Source organism: Corynebacterium sp. MSK071 (assembly GCF_030232125.1).
In the GTDB taxonomy this organism is placed as follows: domain Bacteria; phylum Actinomycetota; class Actinomycetes; order Mycobacteriales; family Mycobacteriaceae; genus Corynebacterium; species Corynebacterium kefirresidentii.
Window position 1 is genome coordinate 76,350 of sequence record NZ_JASPJA010000010.1, and the last position, 24,708, is coordinate 101,057.

Consider the following 24,708-nt stretch of genomic DNA (forward strand, 5'->3'; position numbering starts at 1 on the left):
AGAGACGTGAAATATTTCCGCAAAGCCTGGCATTGGCTGACCAGTATGCGCACCGCGCTAGCGCTGCTTTTCTTGCTGGCGCTGGCCGCGATTCCCGGTTCTTTGCTGCCGCAGCGCGATCTCAACGAGCAGAACGTGCAGGACTTTATTGAGTCCAATGGCAACGTGGCGAAGATCTACGACAAGCTGCAGCTTTTCGACGTCTTTTCCTCCGTCTGGTTCCAAGCCATCTTCGTCCTCTTGGCGATTTCCCTGGTTGGCTGCATCCTGCCGCGCTCCTGGGATCACTATAAGGCGTGGAAGACCCCGCCAACGCGCGCCCCGAAGTACCTCCACAAGCTGCCGCTGGCGGCCGAGGGGCACTCGGAAAAGAGCGAGGAGGAACTATCCGCGGAAATTAAGAAGCGCCTGAAGAGGTGGCGCGTGGCCGAGTATTCCCCGGAGAAGGACCGTGCCGGCGTGCATACCTTTTCCGCGGAGCGCGGCTACGGCCGCGAGCTAGCCAACCTCATTTTCCACGTGGCGCTGGTAGCCATCTTGGTCACGGTTGCCGCCGGCAAGCTGGTCAACTACGAAGGCCAGGTCATCGTGGTCACTGAGTCTGGCTCGCAGGGCGGCGACCAGACCCTGGATCAGTCTACGGAGTTCTGCAATACCTCTACGTCTAACTTTGACTCCTTCCGCGCCGGCCCGCTTTTCGACGGCACCGGGCTCCACCCTTTCTGCCTCGTCGCCCATGACTTCGCGGCCGAGTACCTGCCGAACGGCCAGGCCGAGATGTTTACCTCCAACGTCTCCTACGCGGAGGGCGATGACATCTACAAGGATGACTCCGAGTGGAAGGATTATGAGCTCAAGGTCAACCATCCGCTGCGCCTGGCGCATAACCGCGTTTATTTGCAGGGCCATGGCTACGCGCCGACGGTCACCGTGGAATGGCCCAATGGGGAAAAGCGCACCCAGACTATTCAGTTCCAGCCGAATGATACGACCTTCTTCCTGTCCTCCGGCGCGATGCGCTTTGACCCGCCGGCCGGCATGCACCCGGACCTCTATGAGCGTCGTCAGAATCAGATCGCCATTCAGGGTCTCTTCGCGCCTACGGCCGAGTGGGCCGGTGAGAACGGCAAGCTGCTGCAGTCCTCCTACCCAGGTTTGCAGGATCCGGCCATGGCCATCGATATCTACCGCGGTGATGCCGGCTTGGATACCGGCACCCCGCAGTCCTTCTTCTCGCTGGATCCAAACCTGGTGCACTCCGGCCAGCTGCGAAAGATTGACCGCGTGAACCTCAACCAGGGTGAGGATGTCACCCTGGACGATGGCACCAAGATCACTTTCAACGGCGCCAGCGAGTTTGCCAATTACCAGGTCTCTTATGACCCCTTCCAGAAGTGGGTGCTGGTCTCCGCGCTGGTAATGCTCATCTCCTTGGTGGGTTCGCTGGTGATTAAGCGCCGCCGCGTCTATATCCGCCTGCGGCCGAACGCGGCCGGCGGCACCGATGTGGAAATGGGCGGTCTCGCCCGCACCGACCGCGCCGGTTGGTCCGAGGAATTCCACGAGTTGCACCGCGCGCTGCTGGAGCTGCCGGACCCAGATGAGGTCGAAGAAGACGAGCTTTATACCGATGATTAGTACGTCAGCCTAGTCCAACAAAAGTTGGACTAGGCCGTTTCGCTGAGTAAGGTAATCAGCACTATCCCGCACGTGTATTGGCTAGGAGCGTTCATGCAGATCGATCAGAATCTGTCTAATTTCTCGGATATCGCGGTGCAGACCGCCTTTGTGGTGTACTGCGTCGCGCTCTTTATGTCGCTGTTCTACTACGGCCGCATGCAGGGAATTATCGAGGGCCGCCGTGCCGTGAAGTCCCAGGCCGCGAAGGTCTTGGTGGGGGCGGGCGCTGGGGGCGTCGATAAGCAGAGCTATGCGGGCGAGGTGGCCCAGTCCTCTTCCGGTATCACGGAAGGTGAGCTGAAGGAGAAGGAGCGCAAGGCCGATAAGCTCGGCGGTATGACCAGCTCGCTGATGTGGGTAGGCATTGCGCTCCACGCCGCGGCGATTGTGCTGCGTGGCCTGGCTACCGGCCGTTTCCCCTTTGGCAACCTATACGAGTACGTGCTGATGGTGAGCTTCGGTGTGCTGCTGGTGGGCAATATTGCCATGCAGCGTAAGGAGTGGCGCACCGTGTGGCCATGGCTGCTCACCCCGGTATTGGCGCTGATGTTTTATGGCTCCACCAAGCTCTATGCCGAGTCTGCCCCAGTGGTGCCGGCGCTGCAGTCGCACTGGCTGCCCATCCACGTCACCGTGGTGTCCTTGGGCGCGTCCATTGGTATTATTTCCGGCATTGTCTCGCTGCTGACCCTATTCCGTATGGCACAGCCGAAGCATGCCGAGCATGGCTTTTTCGGTGCTGTAGCCCGCCCATTGCCTTCTGCCGCGAAGATTGACCAGCTGGCCTACCGTCTGGCCGTAATCACCCTGCCGACCTTGGGCTTGGGCATTATCCTGGGTGCCATCTGGGCTGAGTCCGCTTGGGGCCGCTTCTGGGGCTGGGACCCGAAGGAAACCGTGTCCTTTGCCACCTGGATCCTGTATGCCGCCTACCTGCACGCGCGTGCAACGCCGGCGTTCCGCAAGGCGGCGCCGTGGATCAATGTCATGGCGATGGCGCTGATGGTCTTCAACCTCTTCTTTATCAACATGGTTGTCTCCGGCCTGCACTCCTATGCGGGGCTGAATTAAATGGCGGAGCATACGAGCCCGCGCCATAAGCCGGGCAAGCCGGCTGGTGATAATGCGGTGATTTTAGGCCTGGGCGCGCAATTTGCCGAGCGCCGCCGCGAGTTGGGCATTTTGCAGCAGCAGCTTGCCGACGCCGCCGGTATCTCCCGCTCCACCCTCCACACCATTGAGCATGGGGGCGCGGGCGTGCGGTGGGAAAAGGTTACCGCCGTGGCCGAGGCCCTCGGCTTGGAGATGCGCTTCGTGCCGAAGGAATCCTAATCCTTCTCGCCGTCGGTGTCGCGATTGCGGCGCTGGCGGCGTTTTTCTTCCTCTGCCTCCTGTGCGCGGCGTTGCTTGAAGCGCTCCTTTTCCAAGTTCCAGAGGAATTCTTCATCATCGTCGGGTCCCTTGATGGCGCGGGGTTGTTCCACCTCGCGCTTTTTCCATGTGGAGGGCCCGAAGGCCTTCCACACCAAGTAGGCGGCGAGGACAAAGAGTAAAAGGAGGATGATTCGGCCCATGCGTGGAATTCTACCTGCACCGCGTACAATCAACCCCCATGACGCATAACCCTGAGCCACCCAAGCCGGACCCAGAACTGCGACGCCGTTCCCGTGCGGCGCTGTGGAAGTATGGGCTCGCCCGCGTAGTGCTTTTTATCGCTTTGACCGTGGTGATCGAGCTTTTGTCCATCGCCATCCGCTTTCCCATCCCGGTGCTCGTCTCGGCGCTGTTGGCGCTCTTCGTGGCGCTGCCGCTATCGATGCTCATCTTTAAAAAGTGGCGCATCGAGGCCACCCAAACGCTGGCCGAGTACTCCGCCCAGCGCAAGGCCCACAAACGCTGGGTACAGGCGGAGCTAGAAGGGCGCGCCGCGCAGGACTAGACGAGGATGAGTGCGGCGGCCTCGATAATCGCCCACAGGAGCATCGCGCGGCCGGTCAGGCCGAGCACGGGGATAAGCTTTGGTCCTTGAGCGCCGCGATTGACGGTGCGAATGGCGCGCAGCGCGAAGGGAAAGTAGACCAAGCCGGCGAGTGCGAGCCAGCTGCTGAAGGCAATGCCAATGGTCAGCAGGAATGGCAGTAGGAGTAGCACCGTAAAGAGCAGGCGCGCCTTCTCGTTGCCGAGGCGTACGGCGAGCGTAATCTTGCCGGTTTCGGCGTCGGAGGGAATATCGCGGATATTATTGACTAGGTTCACCCCGGAGCTCATCGCGCCGATGCCCACGGCCAGCGCGAGGCCCGACCACGACAGGCGGCCGGCCTGGGTGAATTCGGTGCCGAGCACAGCGACGAGCCCGAAGAAGATAAAGACGGCGACCTCGCCGAGCCCGCGATAGCCATACGGGTTCTTGCCACCGGTATAAAACCACGCGCCGGTGATGCATAGCGCGCCGACGAGGATGAGCCACCAGGCGTGCGCCGCAAAAGACAGCGCGATGCCGGCGAGTCCGGCCACGGCGAAGGCGGCGAAGGCCGCGAGTTTCACCTGCTGCGGGCGGGCCAGGCCGCCGCCGGTGAGGCGCTGCGGACCGGTGCGGTCGTCGTCGGTGCCGCGGATGCCATCCGAGTAATCGTTGGCGTAATTGACACCGATGATGAGCGCCCACGCCACCACGAGGGCGAGAAGCGCGCGGCCGAAGTGCGCGCCGTCGGCAGCCGCTGCGGCACCAGTACCAGCGATGACTGGGGCGAAGGCATTAGCCCACGTGTGCGGGCGTGCGCCTTGGAGCCAGTCTTTGGCAGTTGCGGGATAGGCAGAAAGTGACATGTCAGTTATTGTGCCACGCCACCGCGGGCATGCTGTGCACAAGGGACGCACACGGCGGATATATAAAAGCCACGGGTATGGCGGAAGCGCGTCGTACGTACCCAAGAAAGGACGGCTGTGGGCCACACCCGTGACAAAAGTTCAATGCGTTGAACGTTCTTAAAGTTATCATGTGAATCGCTCGCGGGGCAAGGCCTTTACTACGATGAATGTCATGCATTTAAGCGATCTCCCTGAACGTACCCAGGACTACCTCAAAGTCCTGTGGGACCTCTCCGAGCACTCCGGCGGCGCGCCCATCGCGCTCAAGGAGCTGGCGGGGCGATTGAACCAAAAGGTGCCCACGGCGTCGGAAGCCGTAAAGCGTCTCGTTGCCCAAGGGCTGGTGGAACATGAGCGCTACGCTGGCGTTTCGCTGACCCCAGAGGGCCAGGCACTGTCCATGGGCATGGTCCGCCGCCATCGTCTCCTCGAGACCTTCTTGGTCAAAGAGCTGGGGTACACCTGGGACGAGGTTCACGAGGATGCCGATCTCCTCGAGCATGCATGCTCCGATCGCTTCATCGATCGACTCGATCAGCACCTGGGCCATCCTCAGCGCGATCCCCACGGCGATCCCATCCCCGACGCGCAGGGCAGCATCGAGGACCTTGGCACGCTCACGCTTGACGACGTCCCCCTTCACACCCCTGTCACCATCGAGCGGGTATGCGACGGAGACACCGAGCTGTTGCGCTACCTCGACAGCCATGGCGTCGGCCTGGGCGTCGAGGTCGTAGTCGATTCCCGCGTTGCGGGCCTGCTCAACCTGCACGCAGGGGACGAGGAGTTCTCTCTTGCGGAAGTCGCGGCCGCCGACGTGACGGTGCGCGCTAACGAAGTCTAATCAGTTCTTAAAGAGCCCTGCGACACCACGACGGTCCACCTTGCCGGGGCCGGTCAGCGGCATCTCAGCAATGCGGATAATCTCGCGCGGAATCTGCCACCGAGGCAGGTCATCGAGCGCTTCGAGGATGTCGGTGCGCGAGGCCCAGCCGGTGTAAGCTGCGGCGATCATCTGGCCAAGACGTGGATCAGGGATGCCCACCACGCATACACTGTCGACGCCCGGTACCTGCAACAAGAGCTGTTCCAGTTGTTCTGGGTGCAACTTCAACCCGCCCGAGTTGATGATGCTGTCCAGACGTCCAGTGACGGTGAGTTGACCGTGGGCGTCGAGCTCCCCGGCGTCGGAAGTTGCGAACCAGCCACCGACGAAGTCGCGCGATTCCACATTGCGGTAGCCCTGCGCAATGGTCGGCCCGCCCAGGAAAATGCGGTTATCTTCCCCGATGCGCACCTCGGTGCCGGGCAGGGGAGTGCCGTTGTAGACGCAACCGCCCGCAGTCTCCGAGGAGCCATAGGTGGTTACCACGGTGATGTCGAGCTTGCGCGCAGATTCCAATAGCTGGGGATGTGGCGCTGCTCCACCTACCAGGATGGAGTTGAAACGGCGCAGTGCTTGGATGCCGTCCAGCGAATCGAGTGCCTTGTGCAGCTGCATCGGTGTGAGCGCGGTGTACATGCGGTCCTCGGTGTGGGCGAGTTCTTCTGCTGCGCGGGCGAACTCGGTGATGTTAAAGCCTTGGGACAGGTCGAGGCACAGTGGCTCCACACCCGCCACCAACGAACGCACGAGCACCTGGATGCCCGCGATGTGGTGGGCGGGCATGGCCAGTAGCCATTGGCCGGGGCCACCCAGGAAAGAATGGGTGGCATCCGCACTCGCCACCAGGTTAAGCGGGCTTAGCTGCGCACCCTTCGGTGTGCCCGTGGAACCCGAGGTGGACACCACCAAAGCAATGTCCTCAGCAATCGATTCGCCCGCGCGCATGTGGTTGCGCAGCAATTCCGTCCGCGTGCGGTCCGCTGCGGGAAGGGGTAAGAGCGTGGTCTGCCCAGCGATGGCCTTCTCGAGGTCATCCAAAATTCCTGCGGGATTGCGGGGATCGACTGGGAGTGGGGCGAGGATATGAGTCACGAATAATCAGGTTACCCGGGCATATCGCTCGTCCCGGGAGGCGGCGCGCCGGGCGTTTAGAGCAAGGCGCGCAGCCCCATGCTGAGCAAATAGAACACACCCGCCAGCACCGCGATGCAGCCGCCCGCCGACAAACTGAGTGCGGCCGCCAGCCAGAGCCCGCCGCATGCCAGCGCAATGCCCGCGATACCGGCACCGAGCATGAGCTGGGTCGGGCGCTTGATCCACGGCTGCAACGCCGCCGCCGGGGCTACCAGCAGCGCCAGGGACAAGATAGTGCCCACTGCGGGAATCACCACCACCATGGTCACGCTGATAAGCGTGAGGGTAAGCAAGTCATAGCGGCCGGGCTTTCCGCCTTGTGCGCGGAAGGACGTCTGGTCGAAGTAGAAGGAGACTAACGTCCGGCGAAATGCCACCAGCACGCCAAGGCTGACCACCACCAGGGCGCCGACAAACCAGACATCCTGCGCATTGACAGTGGTCAGCGAGCCCACGAGAAAGCTATCCACGTGGATAGGTAGCGGTTGGAACCAGCGCAGCAACAAGATGCCCAGGGAAAATCCCAAGGTGAGCGTCACGCCGGCGGCAGCGGTCGAAGAAATGCCCTCGACGGTACTCAACCACCGCATAAGCCAGGCCAAAGGCAGGCAGAACAGTGCCGCCCCCACCATCAAACCCGTGGAGAGATCCAAGCTCAGAAGGTTGGCCACTACTACACCGAGCACCGCGCCGGGGAAGATTCCGTGCGACAGGCTCTCGGCGAAAAAGACGCGCTTGCCCATGACCATCAAGGTTCCAACCAAGCCAGATAAACATCCCACAGCAATGGCCTCAAGGAGGGGCATCCGCAGGATCTCTGGATCAAGATGAGACAGTCCCATTAGCTAAATACCCCCTTCAAGCCCGCTAGCGGCACGGTGGCAACCAGCATCAAGCTGACGATTGCCTGCGGCGAAATCTGGTGCGTGGTTTGGGACAGCATGATGGCAAATCCAACCACCACTGCCAGCGTGGACAAACCCGCAGCCCAGAAGCACATGCTGCGCGGGGATCCTGCGATCAAGCGCGCCGAGAGGCCTGGAATGACAATAAAACCGATAACCAGCAACACACCCACTGCCGAGCTAGCCGCCACCACGATTAGGCCAACCGCGATATTCGCAATGAGCTCATAAGCCGCCACGTTGATGCCCATGGCGCGGGCCGCTGTGGTATCGAAAGCGACGAGAATCTGCATGCGCCAGGTTGTCAGGATGAGTAGTGCCGCAATCACGCAGAGCGTGACGGAGGTTGCCAGCCTGGACTGCGTGACGTCGAGAAGCCGGCCAAACATGAGGGCCTCCAGCTGCCCGGACTTGTCGCCATAGGCCAAACTGATGACCACGCCGATGCCGTACATAAAGGTCAGCACCACGGCCGTTCCGGCTTCCATATCCAGCTTCTGCGCTGACTGGCCCTGCCCAGAACCCAGAGAAGCCAGCACCAGCACCGTCACCGTGGCCACCGCGGCCGCACCCGGCACGATGCCCGGGATGCCGCCCACGATGAGCCCTACCACGATGCCCGGAAAAACCGAGTGCACGAGGGCTTCCACCGTAAATTCCATGCGGCGGAGATTAACGAGGACGCTAATGGCAGCTCCCGCAATCGATAGGCACAGCAGGAAGAGGAAAGCATTGCGCAGGTACGGGGCGAAGAGAATCTGCTCTATCACAGTCGCGCGCCTTGCTCCATATAGGTTTCCACTGCTTCCTCGGTTCCCATGGTGCGGACCTTGCCGTCGATCACAAACGCCGCCCAGTCGCAGGTGTGCTGCGCCAAGATGGGGTCGTGAGTGGAGACGAGCAGGGCGATTCCTGCTTCCTTGAGATCCGCAATGATCTGAATCAGGATTCGGCGACTTTCTTGATCAAGCCCGTTGAAGGGTTCGTCGAGAAGCACCAGCTCCGGGGCCGAAACCAACGCGCGCGCGATGAGCACGCGCTGGCGTTGCCCACCCGAGAGCTGGCCAAACCGCGTCTCGGCGAGGTGCTCCATCCCCACTTGTCGCAGGGCATTGAGTACGCAGTCGCGGTAGCTACGCATGCTCGTGCACCTGTGCCACCAGCTCACTGAGGGCAAAAGGCCCATTTCCACGACCTTGTAAGCCGTGACGGGAAAGCTCAGGTCGGAGTCTTGGTACTGCGGGACGTATCCGAGCGAGGCGTCGATGGTGGCCATGCCGCGCAAGGCAGCCAGGCCAGTGATTGCCTTGAGCAGGGTAGATTTGCCCGCGCCGTTGGAACCTAGGAGCGCCACGGCCTCGCCCGCGCGGATCTCAAGGTCAACGTCGGTGAGGATATCCCGGGCGCCATAGCCGCAGGTGGCATTGTGCAGAGTGACTAATGGGGAAGACATAAAGAGCTACTTTCGCTTGGCGAAGTCGAATTCCTGCAGCGATTCTGGCAACGGTTGCTGCTTGGAGTCCCAGGCGCTGACCAGGGTGTTGATGTTGTGGACGATGGATCCGATGTAGGTCTCGCCCTCACTGCCTGGCACACCTAGCGAGTCGCCGTACAAAGCGTCGTCGGATGTAACCGCCTTGACGCCTGCGGCGCGGGCGATGGCCTCGATGGACTTCGAGTTGTTGGAATTCTCCGCAAAGATGGCCTTGGCGCCGGACTCGCGGACCTTCTTTACCTGCTCATCGATGTGGCTCGAGGTGGCGTCCTGCTGGTGGTTGAAGTCAGACAGTGCGGAGCCGATGAATTTCACGCCATACTCGTTAGAGAAGTAGCCGAAGGCGTCGTGGGAAGAGAAGAGCACGCGGTCTTGCTCAGGAACTGCGGACATGGAATCGCTGGCCCACTTGTCGAGGTCCTCCAACTGGTCGGTGTACTTCTTGCCGGCGGCGGTGAAGGCGTCCTTGGCCTGCGGGGAGGCCTGGGACAACGTGTTGACGATGTTGTCGACCTGAATCTTGGCCTGCTTCGGGGAGGTCCACACGTGCGGGTCGTACTTGAATTCTGGGGCCTCGCCGTCCTCCCCCGGGAAAGGCCACGGGCGCGGGCTCACGTGCTCGATGCCCTCGTCGATGGTGTACTTGCCGTTGCCATCGCCCATACCTTCGCTCTTGACGCCCGAGGTCACGGCCATGACGCCGTGGAAGCCGGAGGAGTCCACGGCTTGGTCGAGGAAGTGCTCGAGGTCGACTCCGTTGACGAACATGTAGTCGGCCTGGGAGAGCGCCTGCATCTGCTGTGGGGTCATCTCGTGCTCGTGGGCGCTGGCGTTGGGGGCGAGCAAACAGGTGAGGTCGAGGGTCACTGGGCCCTCGCCGGAGGTGGTCTCTGCACCTTGGGAGTCGACCTTGTGGAGCTTGACGCCGCCGGCGGCTATCTGGGTGAGGTAGTCGCAGATCTGGGTAGTCGTGGCCACGGCCTTGACGGTGTCGCCGTCCTTCGGCTTTGCAGCGTCGATGGATTCCTTCGAGGCGCTGCAAGCGGCGAGGCTGGCGCCGAGTGCGAGGGCGCAGGTGCCTGCGAGAATGCGCTGTAGGGGCCGGCGTGGGGTGCTGTGATTTGAGTTCATAATGAACTTCCTTTGTATTAGGAGAAGTGAACTCAACAAACACTAGCACCCTTGAACTAGATTGTTCAACGTAATGAACTTAGGTGGTCCTATCTCTTCCTTAAGCTGCCAAAATTTAAAAATGCCTCTCACTTCAATGAGTGAAGTGAGAGGCTAGGAAGCGGTGGCCTTATTTGGCTACTTTTGCCTTTTTGCTGAAGGGGAGCTGATCCAGGGAGCGTATGCCGGGGCCGGCGGCGAGCATCAGGCCCGCGACGGCGACGGTCCATTCGGAGAACTTTTGCCAGCCCTGGGCGATGAGAATTACGCCCAGGGCGACGCGTGCTGCGAGCATGACGAATGAGTTGCAGAGTTTCATGTTCGACACTTTAAGTATTAACTATGGGCATGTCCACAATTGCTTGAGATGTCTCACTCCGGTCCGAGGGCGTCCCACGCCATTTACTCCGCTACATGTATGGATTGCGCGGGGTGTCCTCCTGATCGAAGGGACGCTCCCCGCTGTCCTGCGCATCCTTGATACGCTTGAGCATCCACACTCGCGAGACGATGACGCCCGCCAGTGCAAGTGTGGCCAAGCCGATGGCGAAAATCCACATCGTGCTAACTCCTGGCTAGTAGTAATACGGGAACTGCTCCCACTGCGGGTCGCGCTTTTCGAGGAATGCTTCTTTGCCCTCGACGGCCTCGTCGGTCATGTACGCCAGGCGGGTCGCCTCGCCGGCGAAGACCTGCTGGCCCATGAGGCCGTCATCGGTCAGGTTGAAAGCGAACTTCAGCATGCGCTGGGCTGTTGGGGACTTGCCGTTGATTTCGCGGCCCATCTGGATTGCGGCGTCTTCCAAGTCGGCGTGATCGACAACCTCATTGACCGCGCCCATCTCATACATCCGCTGGGCATCATAGGTGCGACCCAAGAAGAAGATCTCGCGGGCGAATTTCTGGCCCACCATCTTAGCTAGGTAGGCCGAACCATAGCCGGCATCGAAGGAACCCACGTCCGCGTCCGTCTGCTTGAAGCGCGCCTCCTGGCGGGAGGCGACCGTCATATCGCAGACCACGTGCAGCGAGTGTCCGCCGCCGGCCGCCCAACCATTGACCACGGCGATAACCACCTTGGGCATGGTGCGGATAAGGCGTTGGACCTCGAGGATATGTAGGCGGCCGCCTTCCACCTTCTCGCGGGCGGTGTCCACGGTGGATTCATCCGCGGTGGCGTCATCATGGGCGTGCTCGGTGGCGTAGCGGTACCCGGAGCGGCCGCGAATGCGCTGGTCGCCGCCGGAACAAAACGCCCAGCCGCCATCCTTTTCGGAAGGGCCATTGCCGGTGAGCAAAATCGTGCCCACATCCGGCGTGCGGCGGGCGTGGTCGAGGGCGCGGTAGAGCTCGTCTACGGTATGCGGGCGAAACGCATTGCGCACCTCCGGGCGGTCGAAGGCGATGCGCACGATGCCGTTCTTGCGGCCCTCGCCGTTGAGCCGGTGATAGGTGATATCCGTCAGGTCCTCAAAACCTTCTACGGCATGCCATAATTCCGGACGGAACGGATTATCGGTGCTGTATTTTTTCTGCTCGCTCATGATGGCCAGCTTAGTGGCAAAAGAAGAATAGTCCCCATTCCCAACCCTCACCCACACACGCTGCCCAGCAGGCCGGTAATAATCAATACGCGATACTGCGAGGTTGTTGCCCCGCATAATACCCGTGTACGCCATACCAGCGCGGTACTCCATGCCATGGGGAGACTCGAACTCCCCGCCCCTTAAAGCGCTAAAGGGGGCCAGTGTCCCAGGATTTTCCCCTCCAGGGTGGGGGCCTGCTCGCTGCAGGTGTGTGGGCTACCATCGCGCGCTTTGAGCAGCGCGCGATATGACTATCCGTTTTTCAGTTCGGTATTCCAGTTCAGCTGCTGGATGCGGGTATCCAGCTCACGGTACTGCTTAGACAAATCATCGACGCGCTTGCGCAGCTCCGCCACCGGGATGGTAGAGACAAACTTGATCTCGGTGCGGGAATAGCGATCCGAGCGCGTGCCCGCCCGCTGCGCTAGGTCGTGGTAGATGCGGCGCTTGCGCAAGAGGCCGTCGCGAAGCGCGAGGGCTTCCATCAAGTTCCTCTTCTCATCAAAGGCGGTGGCGATATTCGTCGCATTGATGGCCTGCACCAGCTCATCGATGCGCCCGGCCACGCCGTCGAGCTCACGCAGCAGCTCCTGCGGATCCTCATCCGGGGTATCGCCCTCCTGCACGCGGGCCACGGTGAGCAGCCGCTCGTGCAGGCTATTGAGGCGCTCCTGTGCCTGGGCGCGCTCCGCTAATGCCTCAGCTAGCAGCATAATTCCTCCTTTATTGGTATAGGTTCTCAAAATAGCGCAGAGCGGGGGAGAGGTCAATGGCCGGCGGGCGCTACCATGAAGACCATGCATATCGATGACGTTCTCGACCGCGCCCACGTAGTCTCCCTCCCGCTTGCCGTGCGTTTCCGCGGCATCACCACGAGGGAGGCCCTGCTCATCGAGGGCCCGGCCGGCTGGGGCGAGTTCGCGCCCTTCCTAGAGTATGGCCCGGCCGAGTCCGCCGCCTGGCTGCGCGCCGGGCTCGAGGCCGCCTACGAGGGCTTCCCGGAGCCGGTGCGCGATTCCATCGAGGTCAACGCCACCATCCCAGCCGTACCCGCCAGCGAAGTCCCGGCCGTGGTGGAGCGCTACCCCGGCTGCCGCACCTTCAAAATCAAGGTGGCGGAGAAGGGGCACACGCTTGCCGACGACGCCGCTCGCGTCCGCGCCGTCCGCGACGCCGTCACCCAACGCGGCGATATCCCCATCCTTCGCGTGGATGCCAACGGCGGCTGGACCGTCGATGAGGCGGTCGAGGCCGCGCAGATGATGATGCCGCTGGACTATATGGAGCAGCCGTGCGCCACCACCGAGGAGCTCGCCCAGGTCCGCGGCCGCCTTATGCGCGCCGGCCTCTTTGTACGCGTTGCCGCCGATGAATCCATTCGTAAGGTTGCGGACCCTTATCGCGTGGCCGAATTGCAGGCCGCGGATGTCGCCGTGGTCAAGCCCGCCCCGCTTGGCGGCGTGCGCCGCGTCCTCGAGGTGGCCCAGCACCTGCGCCAGCGCCATATGGATATCACGGTGGCCTCCGCGCTGGATACCTCCATTGGCATCAATATGGGCTTGGCGGCCGTCGCCGCCCTCCCGCGCATCTACGACGACGAGGACATCGACGTCACCCCGGCCGCCGCCGGCCTTGCCACCGGCTCCCTTTTTGAAGAGGACGTCACCGCCCCGCGCCCGCTTATCGATGGCCACCTTCCCGCCGATATCCTCGCCCCCGACCCAGACCGCCTCGCCGCACTCGCCGCCCCCGCCGACCGCCGCGACTGGTGGTTCGACCGCCTTCGCGCCTGTTGGCCGCACCTGTCTGACTAGGCCCTAGAGCAAGCTTTGGTGAAACCGCCATGCCGGAGTCACCAACGCCCGCCGCACCTTTTGCGGACTGCTCTTTAGCCCGCGCACGCTGCGCCGATGCGCCACCGTTTCCTGCACCGTCTCCACCACTAGTTTGAGGTGGTAGTCGGTGCACTCATCCGTAAACTTCAGCGGCGCCCATCCGTGCTGCACCGCGTGATTGGTCTTCCACGTCCCGATGAGGAATTCCCGGTGATTATTCTCCGGCGCGTGATAATAAAGCGAGTCCAAGTCCACCACCGTCGTCCCCGCTTCGAAGCCTAAATCCCAGGTATACGGCCCAAGCCGGAAATTTGGCACCGGCTTGAGCCCCACCCGCCGCATCTCGTGGTACATCCGCTGCTCCCATTTCGACGCCGTCCCCACCGGCGCCTGCTCCGCCAACTCGCGCACCGCGTCCCTTTTCTTACTGATCACCAGCTCTAAATCGGCCGCGAACCTCCCCCTTCCGTTGAGCCCGCGATACGCCTGCGCCAGCGCATCCTTCAGCAGCCACTTGCTGCAGTGCTCAAAGCTCAATGCATCTGCTACCGCCTGCGCCGGCAACGCCATCTTTACGCCCCTCACTCGATTCGCCGGCACCGGTCGCGACCTCACCATATGCACCAGATCATCCGCCCGCATCCGGCTATTATTATCCACCCGGATCACCGCCGGCAGGCGTACTTCGCATAAGCCATAGGCCGCGAGAGCCGCTGTCCCTGAAAACACCGCGTCCGGATAAAGCTGTGCCACCGCGTTGAGCTTATCTTTCGCCTCTGCCTCCGCCGGGACGTAACAATTGCGCCTAAGCCGGAGGAGTCTGCCCTCTGCCACCTCCTTTTCAATTCGATATTGAGTCATTCCTTTTTCGAACAGGTCTTTTCGTGTGTACATAGCCTTTTAGACTGCTGCGCTGAGGATTCGGTTCCGCGGAACTGCTGGGATCACGACTTTCGTCCATACAAACCGCTTAAACCGTCGACGAAATCCCTGGTTTAGATGGACGAAAATCGCGATCGGTGCGCGATCAGCGGCGGAAAGCCAAGATAGAGGTCGCTGCCCAGCCCGCCACCTGTGCGTACGCTAGAGGACATGTCTACTATCAAGGTCCGCGATGCCCACCTGCACAACCTGCGCAACGTCGACGTCGATATGCCCCGTGGCAAACTCGTCGCTGTCACTGGGGTGTCCGGCTCTGGCAAGTCTTCGCTTGCTTTCGGCACGATTCACGGCGAAGGCCAGCGTCGCTACCTTGAATCGGTAGCCCCCTTCGCACGCCGCCTCATTAGCTCGGCCGTCGACCCGCAGGTCAGCCAGGTAGAGGGCCTGCCGCCGACGGTCGCGCTGCAGCAATCGAACTCCGGCGGCGGGGCGCGCTCCACGGTCGGCACAGTCTCCGCACTCTCCAATAGCGTGCGCCTGCTCTATTCGCGCGCTGGGGATAACCCGGAGGGCCTATACTCCGATTCCTTCTCGCCCAATACGCCTGAGGGAATGTGCCCGCAGTGCCACGGCACGGGTGTGGTGCATGAGCCGACCGAGGACTCGATGGTCCCGGATCCCACCCTTTCCATCGAGGAAGGCGCCATCCAAGCCTGGCCGGGCGCTTGGGCCGGCAAGAATTTCCACGACATCCTGATGAACCTAGGCTATGACCTGGATTCGCCCTGGCAAGAGCTGCCACAGAAAGACCGCGACTGGATTCTCTTTACCGAGGAGCGCCCAGTAGTCACGGTCAAGCCCCTGCGCGGCAAGGACCAGATTCAGCGCAATTATGAGGGCACGTGGCGTTCGGTGGCCAGCTACCTGAAGAAGACGCTGGCAGAGACCCAATCGGATACCCTGCGCAAGCGCACCCTGTCCTATATGGAATCGCGCGAGTGCGAAACCTGCGGAGGCCGCCGTCTCAACCCAGCCGCGCTGAAGGTGGCTTATGCGGGCATGCCCATTGATGAGCTGGGCGCGCTGCCGCTCGATAGGGTCCACGCGGTGCTCAGCAAGCAGAATCCGGAGGAGAATTCGGCCGAGGACTTATTGCTCAAACAGATTCTTCCTGCCTTGACCTCGGCGCTCGAGCTCGGCCTGGCGCATCTAAGCCTGGATCGGCCAACGCAGAGCCTATCTGGCGGCGAGATGCAGCGTATCCGACTGGCGGCGCAGCTGCGCTCCGGTCTCTTTGGCGTGGCCTATGTGCTCGATGAGCCCTCGGCCGGCCTGCACCCAGATGAGCGCGATGCCGTGATGGACATGTGCCGCCGCTTCATCGCGGCCGGCAATTCTGTGCTCTTGGTAGAGCATGACATGGATTTGGTCGCGCAGGCGGACTGGCTCGTTGACGTCGGCCCGCTGGCCGGCGAGCGCGGCGGTAACGTCGTTTATTCGGGTCCAGTCGCGGACTACGACGCGGACACCCCCACCGCCCGTGCCTTGGCTAATCGCACGCTCGCGCTTGCCGACGACCCCCGTACCCCCTCTTCCCACCTCACCCTTCGCGGCATCAAAGCCCGCAGCATCGACAACCTCGATGTAGATTTTGGTCTCGGCCAATTCACGGCGGTCGCTGGAGTATCCGGTTCCGGTAAGTCCACTCTGGTCAGTACGGTACTTGCCGGCCTGCTGCGCCAATCCGCTACGGCCGTCTCCGATGAAGAAGAGACCGAGGAGAAGGGCTGGTCGGTAGAGAGCACGGAAGGTTTTGACCGAGTCAAGCGCGTCGTGCAGATTACCCAAAAGCCCATCGGCCGCACCCCGCGCTCCACGCTGGCAACCTATACCGGTCTTTTCGATAACGTCCGCAAGCTCTTCGCCTCCACCGACGAGGCCAAGCAGCGCAAGTGGACGGTCTCGCGCTTTTCCTACAACGTGAAGCAAGGCCAGTGCCCCACCTGTGGCGGCGCGGGCAAAATCGAAGTGGAGCTGGTCTTTTTGCCAGGCTCGTATACCACCTGCCCAGAGTGCGGCGGCGCCCGCTTCAACGACGAGACTCTTGAGGTGACCTGGCAGGGTCGCACCATCGCGGATATCTTGGAGCTCACCGTCGACGAAGCCGCAGAGGTATTCGCCGAAGAGGAAAAGATTTACCGCGCCATCGCCACACTGCAGGCCGTCGGCCTGGGTTATCTCCGCTTGGGTCAAGGTGCACCGGAGCTGTCCGGCGGAGAGGCCCAGCGCATCAAGCTCGCCACGGAACTGCAGCGCTCTCGCAATTCTCGCCGCGGCCACACGGTCTACCTGCTCGATGAGCCCACCACGGGCCTGCACCCAGCCGATATCGACCTGCTCAATACCGAGCTGCATAAGCTGGCGGATGCTGGATATACGGTGATCGTCGTCGAGCATGATCTTTCGGTCATGGCGAATGCGGACCGCATCATTGAGATGGGCCCGGGCGCTGGCGAAGATGGCGGCCGCATCATCGCGGATGCCACCCCGGCGCAGGTTGCCGCAGAGGATACCGCCACGGGCCGCGCCTTGAGTGCACGCCGAGCGCATTAAGCGGCGAGCCTTAGCTACCCGTTAGCTGTGGGAGACCTCTCTGGGATCTCACAGCAAAATGGGGTAGAGGTAGAGGGTATGACTACTAAAGGCCCTCATGGCGATAATAATGAAACCCGCAGCTGGTCCAGCCCGGCGGATGATGCCACGCGCCAGATTGGCCGCGTGCCCGATAATGCCGCAGGCCCCAGCCGCGACCAAGCGCGCCGCGAGTACCCCAAGCAGTACTTCCCAGGCGAGCAGCAGACGCAGAATGAGACTCGTCAATTTGATGCGGCCGCTGGCTATCAGCAGGGCTACGGTCAGCAGCAAAGCTACGGCCAGAACTATCAGCAGCCGGCCGGGCAGGCATATGGCCAGCAATACGCGCAGCAGCCCGAGTACGAACCGGTGCCGTCGAACTATGATCCGGACCAGCCGGAAAAGCGCAAGAAGAAGGGCGGCGGAGGCGGCGCTATGGTCGGCGTCTTTGCGGCTATTGCGGTGCTGGCAGTGCTTGCCGCGGCTGTGCTGTTTTTCCTGTGGCGCAATGCCGCGGACGAGGCAGATAAGCCGGAACCAGAGCCGGTGACGGAGACACTGACCACGCAGGTTCCCACTACCGTGACGCAGACAAATGAGCCGGATACGCAGGATGAAAATTCCAATAAGCTGCCGAAGCTGCCGGATTTCCAAAACGAGCTGCCCTCCGATATTCCGACCGAACTACCGCCAGAGGTGCAAGACCAGTTGGATAGGGGCGGCGACGTGGACGTCGAGGGCCTCCTCAATGATCTCTTGGGCGGCGGCGGGGAGCCGGCCGACCAGCAAGGCACTCAGAACTAAGCGCCAGGCACCTGCCCGGTAAGGGAAATGGCGCGCGGGCAGGTAAAATCGGGCGGCATGAATGAATCGATGCAGTTGGCTGAGAAGGTAGCCACCCAACTGGCGCGCCACCTCACGGATGTCGTCTTGTGCCCTGGTTCGCGCAACGCGCCGCTGTCGTTGGCGCTTTTAGCACGTGATGATATCCGCGTTCACACCCGCCTCGATGAGCGCGGAGGCGCGTTTACCGCCCTAGGCATGGCGCGAGTGCAGCGCCGCCACGTGGGCGTGGTGATGACCTCGGGAACTGCCGTGGCCAATACCCTGCCGGCCGTGGTGGAGGCACATTATTCCCATACGCCGCTGGCCATCATTAGCGCCGACCGGCCAGAGCGTCTGGTAGGCACGGGTGCCTCCCAAACCATCGAACAACAGGGCATCTTCGGCGTATACGCGAAAACCACCCAGGTCACCAGCGCAGATGATCTGGAGGCGATGTCCCAGCGCTTCCGCACAGACCTGCAAGTACACATCAATGTGGCCTTTGATGCCCCGCTTGTCGACGCCGCCTTGCCCGCCCGTACCTCCGGCGACGGCGTGCGCGAGCCAGCACCGGCCTTTGTGGACCACGGCGAAGTAGCCGTGGACTTGAGCAAGAACACACTGGTCATTGCCGGTGATGAAGCCTGGGAGGTAGAAGGCTTAGAAGACGTGCCGACCATCGCAGAGCCAAGCGCGCCGGGCCCGTACCATCCGGTACATCCGGCGACGGCGCATATCTTCCGCAAGGCGCAGGTCTCCGCGAATGATTATGTGGTCAATACCAAGGTGGAACAGGTCATCGTCGTCGGGCACCCGACGCTGCACCGCAGCGTTTTGGCGCTGATGAATGATCCGGATATTGATCTGGTGGTGCTCTCGCGCACCAAGGACTTCACCAATCAGCGCGGCAACGATGCTCGGTTGGGCACCACTGTCAAGGTCACCGGCGAGCCGAGCCGCGAGTGGATGAAGATTTGCGAGGGTGCTACCGACATGGCGGGGCAAGCCGTGCGCGAGACTCTTGAGGACGAAGACCTAGGATTTACCGGGCTGCACGTGGCGGCCGCGGTGGGCGATACGCTCTCCGTCAACGACACCCTGGTCCTTGGCGCCTCGAACCCGGTGCGCGATGCTGCATTAGTGGGCCTGCCCTTCGACGGTGTCGATACGTACTCGCCGCGCGGGGCGGCCGGTATTGACGGAACCATCGCCCAGGCCATCGGCATTTCCTTGGCCACACAATCGCTGGATCCCACCAATTGGCGTGCCCCACGCGTTATGGCGCTGATGGGCGATGTCACCTTCTTGCATGATGCGAATAGCCTACTCATCCCGGAAGACCAACCGCGTCCGGAAAACCTCACCATCGTCGTAGCCAATGACAATGGTGGCGGCATCTTTGAGACCCTTGAGCAGGGGGCCGATGCGCTGCGCGCGTCATTCGAGCCGGCGTTTGGGACGCCGCATGGGGTGGACGTCGGCAAGCTGGCAGAAGCCTACGAGGCAGACTACCGCGAGGTCACTACCCCGCAGGAGCTGCTGGATACGCTGGCGGAACTTAAGGAATACTCCACCGGTATCACCATCGTGGAAGCAAAGACCACCCGTGCCACGCGCCGGGCGCTCACTGAGAAGTTGACCGCAAAGGTGGGCCAGTAAGTGGCTTCGCCGCAGCATAAACCGCACGCAGCCGTGGTGCCGCGCTATACGGCTGCGGTCTATCGTCGCCGCCTGCACCAGCTGACGCTGGCGTTGTATCTGGCCGCACTCGTGGGTGTGGTAGGCATGGTCATCGGACCGGCGCTTAATGATCACGCCATCGCCGCCCACCCCGCGCGTGCTCTGGCCACGGTCAAAGACGTGGGAATGCTGCGCACCACGGTGGATTTCCAAGACAGTGAGGGGATTTACCACACCCCGAAGCACGGGCTGCTTTATCCCAGCGGCCTGGGTGAGGGGCAGCAGGTGTGGGTGCAATACGCCCTCGATGACCCTGATCTGGTCAAGGTAGAAGGCCGTAAGTGGACGCTGGCTATCATCCCAGCGGCTTCGGTAGGGGTGGTGGCTACACTTATTGCGGCCGCTTTGTGGAAGCTGATTAGCTTCTTTACCCGCCGTGCGGAGAAATAATTAACCAAGATTTTCCACTAGCTTCACCATTAACTTAAGAAAATAGGTCATTATGGTGGCATGCGTGTTGCGATCGTGGCTGAATCCTTCCTTCCCAATGTCAATGGTGTGACCAACTCAGTGCTGCGCGTTTTGGAGCATCTGCACGAGACGGGGCAGGAGGCCATTGTTATCGCGCCGGGCGCCCGCGAAGGCCAAGAGGAAATTCCGGACTACCTCGGATTCCCCATCTACCGCGTGCCCACCGTGCGCGTGCCGCTGGTGGATTCGCTTCCGGTGGGAGTTCCTACAACGGCGGTGGATGAGGCGCTGCGTGATTTCAAGCCGGATATCATCCACCTAGCCAGCCCCTTCGTACTCGGCGCGGCAGGTGCCTTCTCCGCCCGTCAGCAACGCGTGCCGGCCGTGGCGCTGTACCAGACTGACGTCGCCGGATTCGCCACCAAATACCATGCTTCCGCGCTGGCCTATGGCGTCTGGGAGTGGCTGCGCACCATCCACAACTCCTGCCAGATGACCCTGGCACCGTCTTCTCTGACCATCCGGGATCTGGAAAAGCACCACATCAAAAACGTGCGCCATTGGGGACGCGGCGTGAATGCGGAGCTTTTCCACCCATCCAAGCGCTCTGCTGAGCTGCGCCGCAGCTGGGAGCCGAGCGGCACGAAGAATATCGTCGGCTTCGTTGGGCGTTTGGCTGCGGAAAAGGGGGTGCACCGGTTATCGGCGCTCAATGGACGCGAAGATATCCAGCTGGTCATCGTGGGCGATGGGCCGGAGCGGCCATTATTGGAAGCCCAGCTTCCTGGGGCCGTGTTTACTGGCGCTCTGTCTGGCGAAGAACTTGCCGCGGCCTATGCCTCTTTGGATGTTTTTGTCCACGCCGGTGAGTTTGAGACCTTCTGCCAGTCCATTCAGGAGGCGCAGGCCTCCGGCGTGCCTACCATTGGGCCGCGTGCCGGTGGTCCGGTAGACCTCATTGAGGAGGGCTATAACGGGCTTTTGTTGGACGTGAAGACCTTTGTGGAAGACCTCCCCAATGCGGTGGATGCGCTGCTCAACCCAGAGATCCATCAGGAGATGCGCGATAATGCCCGCGAGTCCATTTCTTCCAAGACGTGGAAGGCGCTGTGCGAGCAGCTCGTGGGCTATTACGAAGAGGTGCTGGAGGATACCCGCCGGGTGCCCCTGACCATTTTGGGGCAGCGCCCGGCGCTGCCGCGGTGGGCGGCTCGTGCCCTCGGCGCCCGCGTGGCCTAAACTGATCATTTGTGTCTAAGGCAGATCTGGATAAAAAGCCCTTCGATGTGGCGCGCATGTTTGACGCCGTGGGCGAGAAGTACGACCTCACTAATACCGTCTTGTCCTTCGGGCAGGACGCGCACTGGCGCAAGCGCACCCGCGAGCGACTAAACCTACAGCCGGGGGAGAAGGTCCTCGATCTTGCGGCCGGCACCGCCGTATCCACCGTGGAATTGTCCAAGTCCGGTGCGTGGTGCGTGGCGTGCGATTTCTCCCGCGGGATGTTGGCCGCTGGCCGTGAGCGTGACGTACCCAAGGTGGCCGGCGATGGCATGAAGCTGCCGTTTGCGGATAATACTTTTGATGCGGTGACCATCTCTTATGGACTGCGCAATATCCACGACTTTGAGCTCGGGCTGCGTGAAATGGCGCGCGTGACCAAGCCGGGCGGGCGTCTAGCGGTGGCGGAATTTTCCACCCCGGTGGTGCCGATTTTTGGCACCGTGTACAAGGAATACTTAATGCGCCTGTTGCCGCCGGTGGCGCGCGTGGTTTCTTCTAATCCGGATGCCTATATCTACCTCGCGGAGTCCATTCGTGCATGGCCGGGGCAAGAGGAGCTCGCGGCGGCTATCAATCGCAATGGCTGGGCCGAGGCTGGTTGGCAGAACCTTACCTTTGGCATCGTGGCGCTGCACTCGGCGGTCAAGCCCGCCTAGGTGCGGGCCTGGGCCCGCGCCTAGAGACATGAGGGGGACGGGGACTAAGCCGCGGTGGAATCCCACAGGGGAGTATCGCGGCGGAGAGACGATACGGTGCGGCCAGCAGCGCGCCAGGTGCGCGCGATGAGGTCGCGGTCGTCGTCAGTGATGAGATTGCCCATCAGGCGTGCGGCGGCCGGCATGAGCATGCGGCCGATGGGCCCGCGCAGGGCCAGCGGACCGGCAATCGGGAGGAACTGCGGGTAGGTCAAAAGGCGCGCGGCCGTGCGGGCGAGGAGGAAGGATTCGCCGTAGTGTTCGCGCAGGACGGCTGGCCAGGCGAGGGTGAAATCCTTTGGGCCGAGTAGATCCACGGCAAGCGCGGCAGTCTCCAAGCCATAATCGATGCCTTCGCCGTTGAGGGGGTTGATGCAGGCGGCGGCATCGCCGATGAGCATCCAATTGGCACCGGCCACGTTGGATACCGCGCCGCCCATGGGCAGTAGGGCAGAGGTGACGTGTTCAATCCCCCCTAGGCCCCACTCGGGGCGCTGCTGGGCGGCGTAGAACTCGAGTAGCTTCTTGGTGTTGATCTTGGCGGGGCGCTGCGCGGTCGAGAGCGCGCCAAGGCCGATGTTGACCTGGCCGAGCTCAAGGCCGAGCGGGAAGATCCACCCGTAGCCCGGCTGCACCTCGCCGTCTTCGTCCTTGAGCTCCACGTGGGAGTGCATCCAGGGTTCATCGGCATGTGCGGAGGAAGCATAGGAGCGTGCGGCGATTCCATAGACTTCCTCGCGGTGCCAGGTGCGGCCAAGTTTCTTGCCAAAGGTAGAGCGCACGCCATCGGCCACAATGACCCACGTGGCGTGTACGGTGGCTTCGCCCACGCGGAAAGACGTCACGCGGTTTCCTTCGAGCATGGGATCGGTAGCGGGGGTGCCGGTGATAAGGGTGGCGCCGGCGTCTACGGCGGCGTCGACAAGCAGGGCATCAAAGCGATAGCGTGGCAGGGCCGTACCCACCTGGGAAGGGTAGGTCTTCGGCCACGGCGCGGTAATATCGCCGCCGTATCCGTGCAGCTTCAGGCCGCGATTGCGGTAGGAGGCGTTGACCTTAAGGCCCAGCTCGTCGAGCTGATGCATCGCGCGTGGGGTGAGCCCGTCACCGCAGGTTTTCTCGCGGGGAAACGTCGCGGAATCAATAAGGAGGGTGTCAAAGCCCGCGCGTGCGGCGTGAATCGCGGCGGCGGCTCCGGCAGGTCCAGCGCCAATGATGGCGACCTCGACATAGGTTTGGGAATCGATCTGCTCCGACATGAGGACTATCATTGCATGAGTTCGCCCCCTCGAGTGTGTTTAGGGGCGCGGATTGGACTACGGTAGGTAATCGATTATCTCTGGCTTTTAGTTGCAAGGAACACTATTTAATGACTCACGGTCAATCGCATGCCACGCACGTGGATCTTGGTGATCCGCAGCTCAACGAGCGCATTGGTGCGGGCATGGAAGCAGTAGAAGACAAGCTGCGCAGTGAAATCGACCGCGGCCAGGACTTCTTAAAGGATAAGGTCAGCCACCTGTCCAAGGCCGGTGGCAAGCGCTTTCGCCCTATGATGGCGCTATTGGCCTCCGAGTATGGTTCGCGTCCGGGCTGCGAAGAGGTTGTTAAGGCCGCCACCGTCGTGGAGATGGTGCACGTGGCCACTCTTTATCATGACGATGTCATGGATGAGGCAGACCGCCGTAGGGGCGTGGAATCCGCGAATTCGCGGTGGAATAATTCCGTGGCCATCCTCGCCGGCGATGCGCTCTTGGCGCATGCCTCCCGCCTGATGAGCGAGCTGGATACCCACACCGTAGGCCACTTTGCCGATACCTTTGAAGAGCTGGTTACCGGCCAGATGCGCGAGACCATCGGCGCGGGCGAGGCTAATGCCGTGGAGCACTATACGGCGGTTATCCGCGAAAAGACCGCCGTGCTCATTGCCTCTGCGGGCTACTTGGGCGCCTATCACTCCGGTGCCTCGGCCGAGCATGCCGCAGCCCTGCACCGCATTGGTGGTGCCATCGGCATGATCTTCCAGATTGTGGACGATGTCATCGACATCTTCTCCGACCCTAAGGAATCCGGCAAGACCCCGGGCACGGACCTGCGTGAGGGCGTATTTACCTTGCCGGTTCTCTATGCCTTGGAAGAAGAGGGTGAGGTGGGCGATAAGCTGCGTGAGCTGCTCACTGGGCCGCTGCATTCCGACGCCGAGGTGGAGCGTGCCATTGAGCTCCTGCACCAATCTGGCGGCCGACAGAAGGCGCTGGAGGACATCACTGCCTACTTGCGCGTGGTAGAGGAGCAGCTCGCCGTGCTGCCGGAGAATTCGGCCAGCCAGGCCCTGCGCCAATTGGCGGATTACACTGTGCGCCGCGTTGGCTAGCTGCTTGGCGACGCCCTCCTCTATCGTCTTTTCCCCTTATGTGCTGGCGATTTGTAGGTAGGTGGGTGGTTCGTAGTAAAGTACTTACTCGCACCACACAGTGCATGCCAGGTTGCCCGAGCGGCCAAAGGGAGCGGACTGTAAATCCGCCGGCATTGCCTTCAGAAGTTCGAATCTTCTACCTGGCACAGAATGAACCCCGCAAGCAGATGCTTGCGGGGTTTCGTGGGTTAAGGGTCAAAATGTGTGTCTGGCTCGGCGTGTCGCGGGGGTTAGATTTGGCCTTTTTGAATGCCGATTGAGT

At 61.8% G+C, this 24,708-nt stretch carries 26 protein-coding genes and 1 tRNA gene; 14 read left to right on the forward strand and 13 right to left on the reverse strand.

The window, feature by feature from the left end; translation table 11 throughout:
• Nucleotides 1-6 precede the first annotated feature (6 nt).
• From QP990_RS09335 to QP990_RS09345, 3 genes are all read left to right on the forward strand, one after another.
• A complete protein-coding gene (locus QP990_RS09335; RefSeq protein ID WP_023020494.1) occupies nt 7-1,638 on the forward strand; it encodes a cytochrome c biogenesis protein ResB in 1,632 nt (543 codons plus the stop codon).
• 93 nt (nt 1,639-1,731) lie between these two features.
• Nucleotides 1,732-2,751 (forward strand): c-type cytochrome biogenesis protein CcsB, encoded by a 1,020-nt coding sequence (gene ccsB, locus QP990_RS09340; protein ID WP_023020495.1) that lies wholly within the window; start codon nt 1,732-1,734, stop codon nt 2,749-2,751.
• Nucleotides 2,752-3,012, forward strand: coding sequence for a helix-turn-helix domain-containing protein (locus QP990_RS09345; RefSeq protein ID WP_023020496.1), 261 nt, complete (start codon nt 2,752-2,754; stop codon nt 3,010-3,012).
• On the opposite strand, the gene QP990_RS09350 is transcribed toward QP990_RS09345, so the two are convergent.
• The gene (locus tag QP990_RS09350) at nt 3,009-3,254 is read right to left on the reverse strand and encodes a hypothetical protein (protein ID WP_005322966.1); all 246 of its coding nucleotides are present in this window, start codon (nt 3,252-3,254) and stop codon (nt 3,009-3,011) included. The genes QP990_RS09345 and QP990_RS09350 overlap by 4 nt on opposite strands.
• A 38-nt stretch (nt 3,255-3,292) precedes the next feature.
• Between QP990_RS09350 and QP990_RS09355 the strand changes: the two genes are divergently transcribed.
• Nucleotides 3,293-3,619 carry a DUF4229 domain-containing protein gene (locus QP990_RS09355; protein ID WP_084279006.1) on the forward strand — a complete coding sequence of 109 codons (327 nt, stop codon included), beginning with the start codon at nt 3,293-3,295 and terminating at the stop codon, nt 3,617-3,619.
• On the opposite strand, the gene QP990_RS09360 is transcribed toward QP990_RS09355, so the two are convergent.
• Entirely contained in the window at nt 3,616-4,506 is an 891-nt protein-coding gene (locus QP990_RS09360; protein ID WP_023020498.1) for a 1,4-dihydroxy-2-naphthoate polyprenyltransferase, read from the reverse strand. The genes QP990_RS09355 and QP990_RS09360 overlap by 4 nt on opposite strands.
• A 214-nt stretch (nt 4,507-4,720) precedes the next feature.
• On the opposite strand from QP990_RS09360, the gene QP990_RS09365 reads away from it, so the two are divergent.
• Nucleotides 4,721-5,392, forward strand: coding sequence for a metal-dependent transcriptional regulator (locus QP990_RS09365; protein ID WP_034656208.1), 672 nt, complete (start codon nt 4,721-4,723; stop codon nt 5,390-5,392).
• Here QP990_RS09365 and menE read toward each other — a convergent pair whose 3' ends face one another.
• The 9 genes from menE to QP990_RS09410 form a co-directional block, all read right to left on the reverse strand.
• Complete coding sequence (gene menE / locus QP990_RS09370) at nt 5,393-6,526, reverse strand: o-succinylbenzoate--CoA ligase (RefSeq protein WP_005322961.1); 1,134 nt, start codon at nt 6,524-6,526, stop codon at nt 5,393-5,395. It abuts the gene before it with no gap.
• Between the two features lie 56 nt (nt 6,527-6,582).
• The gene (locus tag QP990_RS09375) at nt 6,583-7,410 is read right to left on the reverse strand and encodes a metal ABC transporter permease (protein ID WP_023020499.1); all 828 of its coding nucleotides are present in this window, start codon (nt 7,408-7,410) and stop codon (nt 6,583-6,585) included.
• On the reverse strand, nt 7,410-8,243 hold the full coding sequence (locus QP990_RS09380; RefSeq protein WP_023020500.1) for a metal ABC transporter permease: 834 nt from the start codon (nt 8,241-8,243) through the stop codon (nt 7,410-7,412). Before QP990_RS09380 ends, QP990_RS09375 begins: the two co-directional genes overlap by 1 nt.
• Nucleotides 8,240-8,926 (reverse strand): metal ABC transporter ATP-binding protein, encoded by a 687-nt coding sequence (locus tag QP990_RS09385; protein WP_023020501.1) that lies wholly within the window; start codon nt 8,924-8,926, stop codon nt 8,240-8,242. The genes QP990_RS09380 and QP990_RS09385 overlap by 4 nt, the downstream gene beginning before the upstream one ends.
• 6 nt (nt 8,927-8,932) lie before the next feature.
• On the reverse strand, nt 8,933-10,099 hold the full coding sequence (locus QP990_RS09390) for a metal ABC transporter substrate-binding protein (RefSeq protein WP_023020502.1): 1,167 nt from the start codon (nt 10,097-10,099) through the stop codon (nt 8,933-8,935).
• 169 nt (nt 10,100-10,268) lie between these two features.
• Entirely contained in the window at nt 10,269-10,457 is a 189-nt protein-coding gene (locus QP990_RS09395; protein ID WP_005322954.1) for a hypothetical protein, read from the reverse strand.
• 91 nt (nt 10,458-10,548) lie between these two features.
• The gene (locus QP990_RS09400; RefSeq protein WP_005322953.1) at nt 10,549-10,698 is read right to left on the reverse strand and encodes a hypothetical protein; all 150 of its coding nucleotides are present in this window, start codon (nt 10,696-10,698) and stop codon (nt 10,549-10,551) included.
• A 15-nt stretch (nt 10,699-10,713) separates the two neighbouring features.
• Entirely contained in the window at nt 10,714-11,682 is a 969-nt protein-coding gene (locus QP990_RS09405; protein WP_034656212.1) for a 1,4-dihydroxy-2-naphthoyl-CoA synthase, read from the reverse strand.
• A gap of 293 nt (nt 11,683-11,975) precedes the next feature.
• Nucleotides 11,976-12,437 (reverse strand): DIP1984 family protein, encoded by a 462-nt coding sequence (locus QP990_RS09410; RefSeq protein ID WP_023020504.1) that lies wholly within the window; start codon nt 12,435-12,437, stop codon nt 11,976-11,978.
• A 75-nt stretch (nt 12,438-12,512) separates the two neighbouring features.
• On the opposite strand from QP990_RS09410, the gene QP990_RS09415 reads away from it, so the two are divergent.
• A complete protein-coding gene (locus tag QP990_RS09415) occupies nt 12,513-13,538 on the forward strand; it encodes an o-succinylbenzoate synthase (protein ID WP_023020505.1) in 1,026 nt (341 codons plus the stop codon).
• A 3-nt stretch (nt 13,539-13,541) separates the two neighbouring features.
• On the opposite strand, the gene QP990_RS09420 is transcribed toward QP990_RS09415, so the two are convergent.
• Nucleotides 13,542-14,453, reverse strand: a complete 912-nt coding sequence (locus QP990_RS09420; RefSeq protein ID WP_023020506.1) for a hypothetical protein — start codon at nt 14,451-14,453, stop codon at nt 13,542-13,544.
• A 198-nt stretch (nt 14,454-14,651) separates the two neighbouring features.
• Between QP990_RS09420 and QP990_RS09425 the strand changes: the two genes are divergently transcribed.
• The 6 genes from QP990_RS09425 (at nt 14,652) to QP990_RS09450 (ending at nt 21,991) form a co-directional block, all read left to right on the forward strand.
• Nucleotides 14,652-17,054 carry an excinuclease ABC subunit UvrA gene (locus QP990_RS09425; RefSeq protein ID WP_034655717.1) on the forward strand — a complete coding sequence of 801 codons (2,403 nt, stop codon included), beginning with the start codon at nt 14,652-14,654 and terminating at the stop codon, nt 17,052-17,054.
• A gap of 78 nt (nt 17,055-17,132) precedes the next feature.
• Nucleotides 17,133-17,879, forward strand: a complete 747-nt coding sequence (locus QP990_RS09430; RefSeq protein WP_023020508.1) for a hypothetical protein — start codon at nt 17,133-17,135, stop codon at nt 17,877-17,879.
• A 57-nt stretch (nt 17,880-17,936) separates the two neighbouring features.
• The gene (menD, locus tag QP990_RS09435; RefSeq protein WP_034656216.1) at nt 17,937-19,559 is read left to right on the forward strand and encodes a 2-succinyl-5-enolpyruvyl-6-hydroxy-3-cyclohexene-1-carboxylic-acid synthase; all 1,623 of its coding nucleotides are present in this window, start codon (nt 17,937-17,939) and stop codon (nt 19,557-19,559) included.
• Nucleotides 19,560-20,030 (forward strand): DUF3592 domain-containing protein, encoded by a 471-nt coding sequence (locus tag QP990_RS09440; protein WP_023027803.1) that lies wholly within the window; start codon nt 19,560-19,562, stop codon nt 20,028-20,030. It begins immediately after the preceding gene.
• A gap of 60 nt (nt 20,031-20,090) precedes the next feature.
• The gene (locus QP990_RS09445; protein ID WP_023020511.1) at nt 20,091-21,290 is read left to right on the forward strand and encodes a glycosyltransferase family 1 protein; all 1,200 of its coding nucleotides are present in this window, start codon (nt 20,091-20,093) and stop codon (nt 21,288-21,290) included.
• Between the two features lie 11 nt (nt 21,291-21,301).
• Nucleotides 21,302-21,991, forward strand: coding sequence for a demethylmenaquinone methyltransferase (locus QP990_RS09450; RefSeq protein ID WP_023020512.1), 690 nt, complete (start codon nt 21,302-21,304; stop codon nt 21,989-21,991).
• A gap of 44 nt (nt 21,992-22,035) precedes the next feature.
• Here QP990_RS09450 and QP990_RS09455 read toward each other — a convergent pair whose 3' ends face one another.
• On the reverse strand, nt 22,036-23,301 hold the full coding sequence (locus QP990_RS09455; protein WP_023020513.1) for a geranylgeranyl reductase family protein: 1,266 nt from the start codon (nt 23,299-23,301) through the stop codon (nt 22,036-22,038).
• A 98-nt stretch (nt 23,302-23,399) separates the two neighbouring features.
• On the opposite strand from QP990_RS09455, the gene QP990_RS09460 reads away from it, so the two are divergent.
• Complete coding sequence (locus tag QP990_RS09460) at nt 23,400-24,404, forward strand: polyprenyl synthetase family protein (RefSeq protein WP_023020514.1); 1,005 nt, start codon at nt 23,400-23,402, stop codon at nt 24,402-24,404.
• Between the two features lie 106 nt (nt 24,405-24,510).
• Nucleotides 24,511-24,592 (forward strand) — tRNA-Tyr (locus QP990_RS09465).
• Nucleotides 24,593-24,708 lie beyond the last annotated feature (116 nt).

What these genes read in the sequence shown, in the direction of transcription:
- ccsB (WP_023020495.1), top strand. Translation starts at nt 1,732, where the DNA reads ATGCAGATCGATCAGAATCTGTCTAATTTCTCGGATATCGCGGTGCAG.
- QP990_RS09345 (WP_023020496.1), top strand. Translation starts at nt 2,752, where the DNA reads ATGGCGGAGCATACGAGCCCGCGCCATAAGCCGGGCAAGCCGGCTGGT.
- QP990_RS09350 (WP_005322966.1), bottom strand. Translation starts at nt 3,254, where the DNA reads ATGGGCCGAATCATCCTCCTTTTACTCTTTGTCCTCGCCGCCTACTTG.
- QP990_RS09355 (WP_084279006.1), top strand. Translation starts at nt 3,293, where the DNA reads ATGACGCATAACCCTGAGCCACCCAAGCCGGACCCAGAACTGCGACGC.
- QP990_RS09360 (WP_023020498.1), bottom strand. Translation starts at nt 4,506, where the DNA reads ATGTCACTTTCTGCCTATCCCGCAACTGCCAAAGACTGGCTCCAAGGC.
- QP990_RS09365 (WP_034656208.1), top strand. Translation starts at nt 4,721, where the DNA reads ATGCATTTAAGCGATCTCCCTGAACGTACCCAGGACTACCTCAAAGTC.
- QP990_RS09375 (WP_023020499.1), bottom strand. Translation starts at nt 7,410, where the DNA reads ATGGGACTGTCTCATCTTGATCCAGAGATCCTGCGGATGCCCCTCCTT.
- QP990_RS09385 (WP_023020501.1), bottom strand. Translation starts at nt 8,926, where the DNA reads ATGTCTTCCCCATTAGTCACTCTGCACAATGCCACCTGCGGCTATGGC.
- QP990_RS09390 (WP_023020502.1), bottom strand. Translation starts at nt 10,099, where the DNA reads ATGAACTCAAATCACAGCACCCCACGCCGGCCCCTACAGCGCATTCTC.
- QP990_RS09395 (WP_005322954.1), bottom strand. Translation starts at nt 10,457, where the DNA reads ATGAAACTCTGCAACTCATTCGTCATGCTCGCAGCACGCGTCGCCCTG.
- QP990_RS09400 (WP_005322953.1), bottom strand. Translation starts at nt 10,698, where the DNA reads ATGTGGATTTTCGCCATCGGCTTGGCCACACTTGCACTGGCGGGCGTC.
- QP990_RS09405 (WP_034656212.1), bottom strand. Translation starts at nt 11,682, where the DNA reads ATGAGCGAGCAGAAAAAATACAGCACCGATAATCCGTTCCGTCCGGAA.
- QP990_RS09410 (WP_023020504.1), bottom strand. Translation starts at nt 12,437, where the DNA reads ATGCTGCTAGCTGAGGCATTAGCGGAGCGCGCCCAGGCACAGGAGCGC.
- QP990_RS09415 (WP_023020505.1), top strand. Translation starts at nt 12,513, where the DNA reads ATGAAGACCATGCATATCGATGACGTTCTCGACCGCGCCCACGTAGTC.
- QP990_RS09420 (WP_023020506.1), bottom strand. Translation starts at nt 14,453, where the DNA reads ATGTACACACGAAAAGACCTGTTCGAAAAAGGAATGACTCAATATCGA.
- QP990_RS09425 (WP_034655717.1), top strand. Translation starts at nt 14,652, where the DNA reads ATGTCTACTATCAAGGTCCGCGATGCCCACCTGCACAACCTGCGCAAC.
- QP990_RS09430 (WP_023020508.1), top strand. Translation starts at nt 17,133, where the DNA reads ATGACTACTAAAGGCCCTCATGGCGATAATAATGAAACCCGCAGCTGG.
- menD (WP_034656216.1), top strand. Translation starts at nt 17,937, where the DNA reads ATGAATGAATCGATGCAGTTGGCTGAGAAGGTAGCCACCCAACTGGCG.
- QP990_RS09445 (WP_023020511.1), top strand. Translation starts at nt 20,091, where the DNA reads ATGCGTGTTGCGATCGTGGCTGAATCCTTCCTTCCCAATGTCAATGGT.
- QP990_RS09455 (WP_023020513.1), bottom strand. Translation starts at nt 23,301, where the DNA reads ATGATAGTCCTCATGTCGGAGCAGATCGATTCCCAAACCTATGTCGAG.
- QP990_RS09460 (WP_023020514.1), top strand. Translation starts at nt 23,400, where the DNA reads ATGACTCACGGTCAATCGCATGCCACGCACGTGGATCTTGGTGATCCG.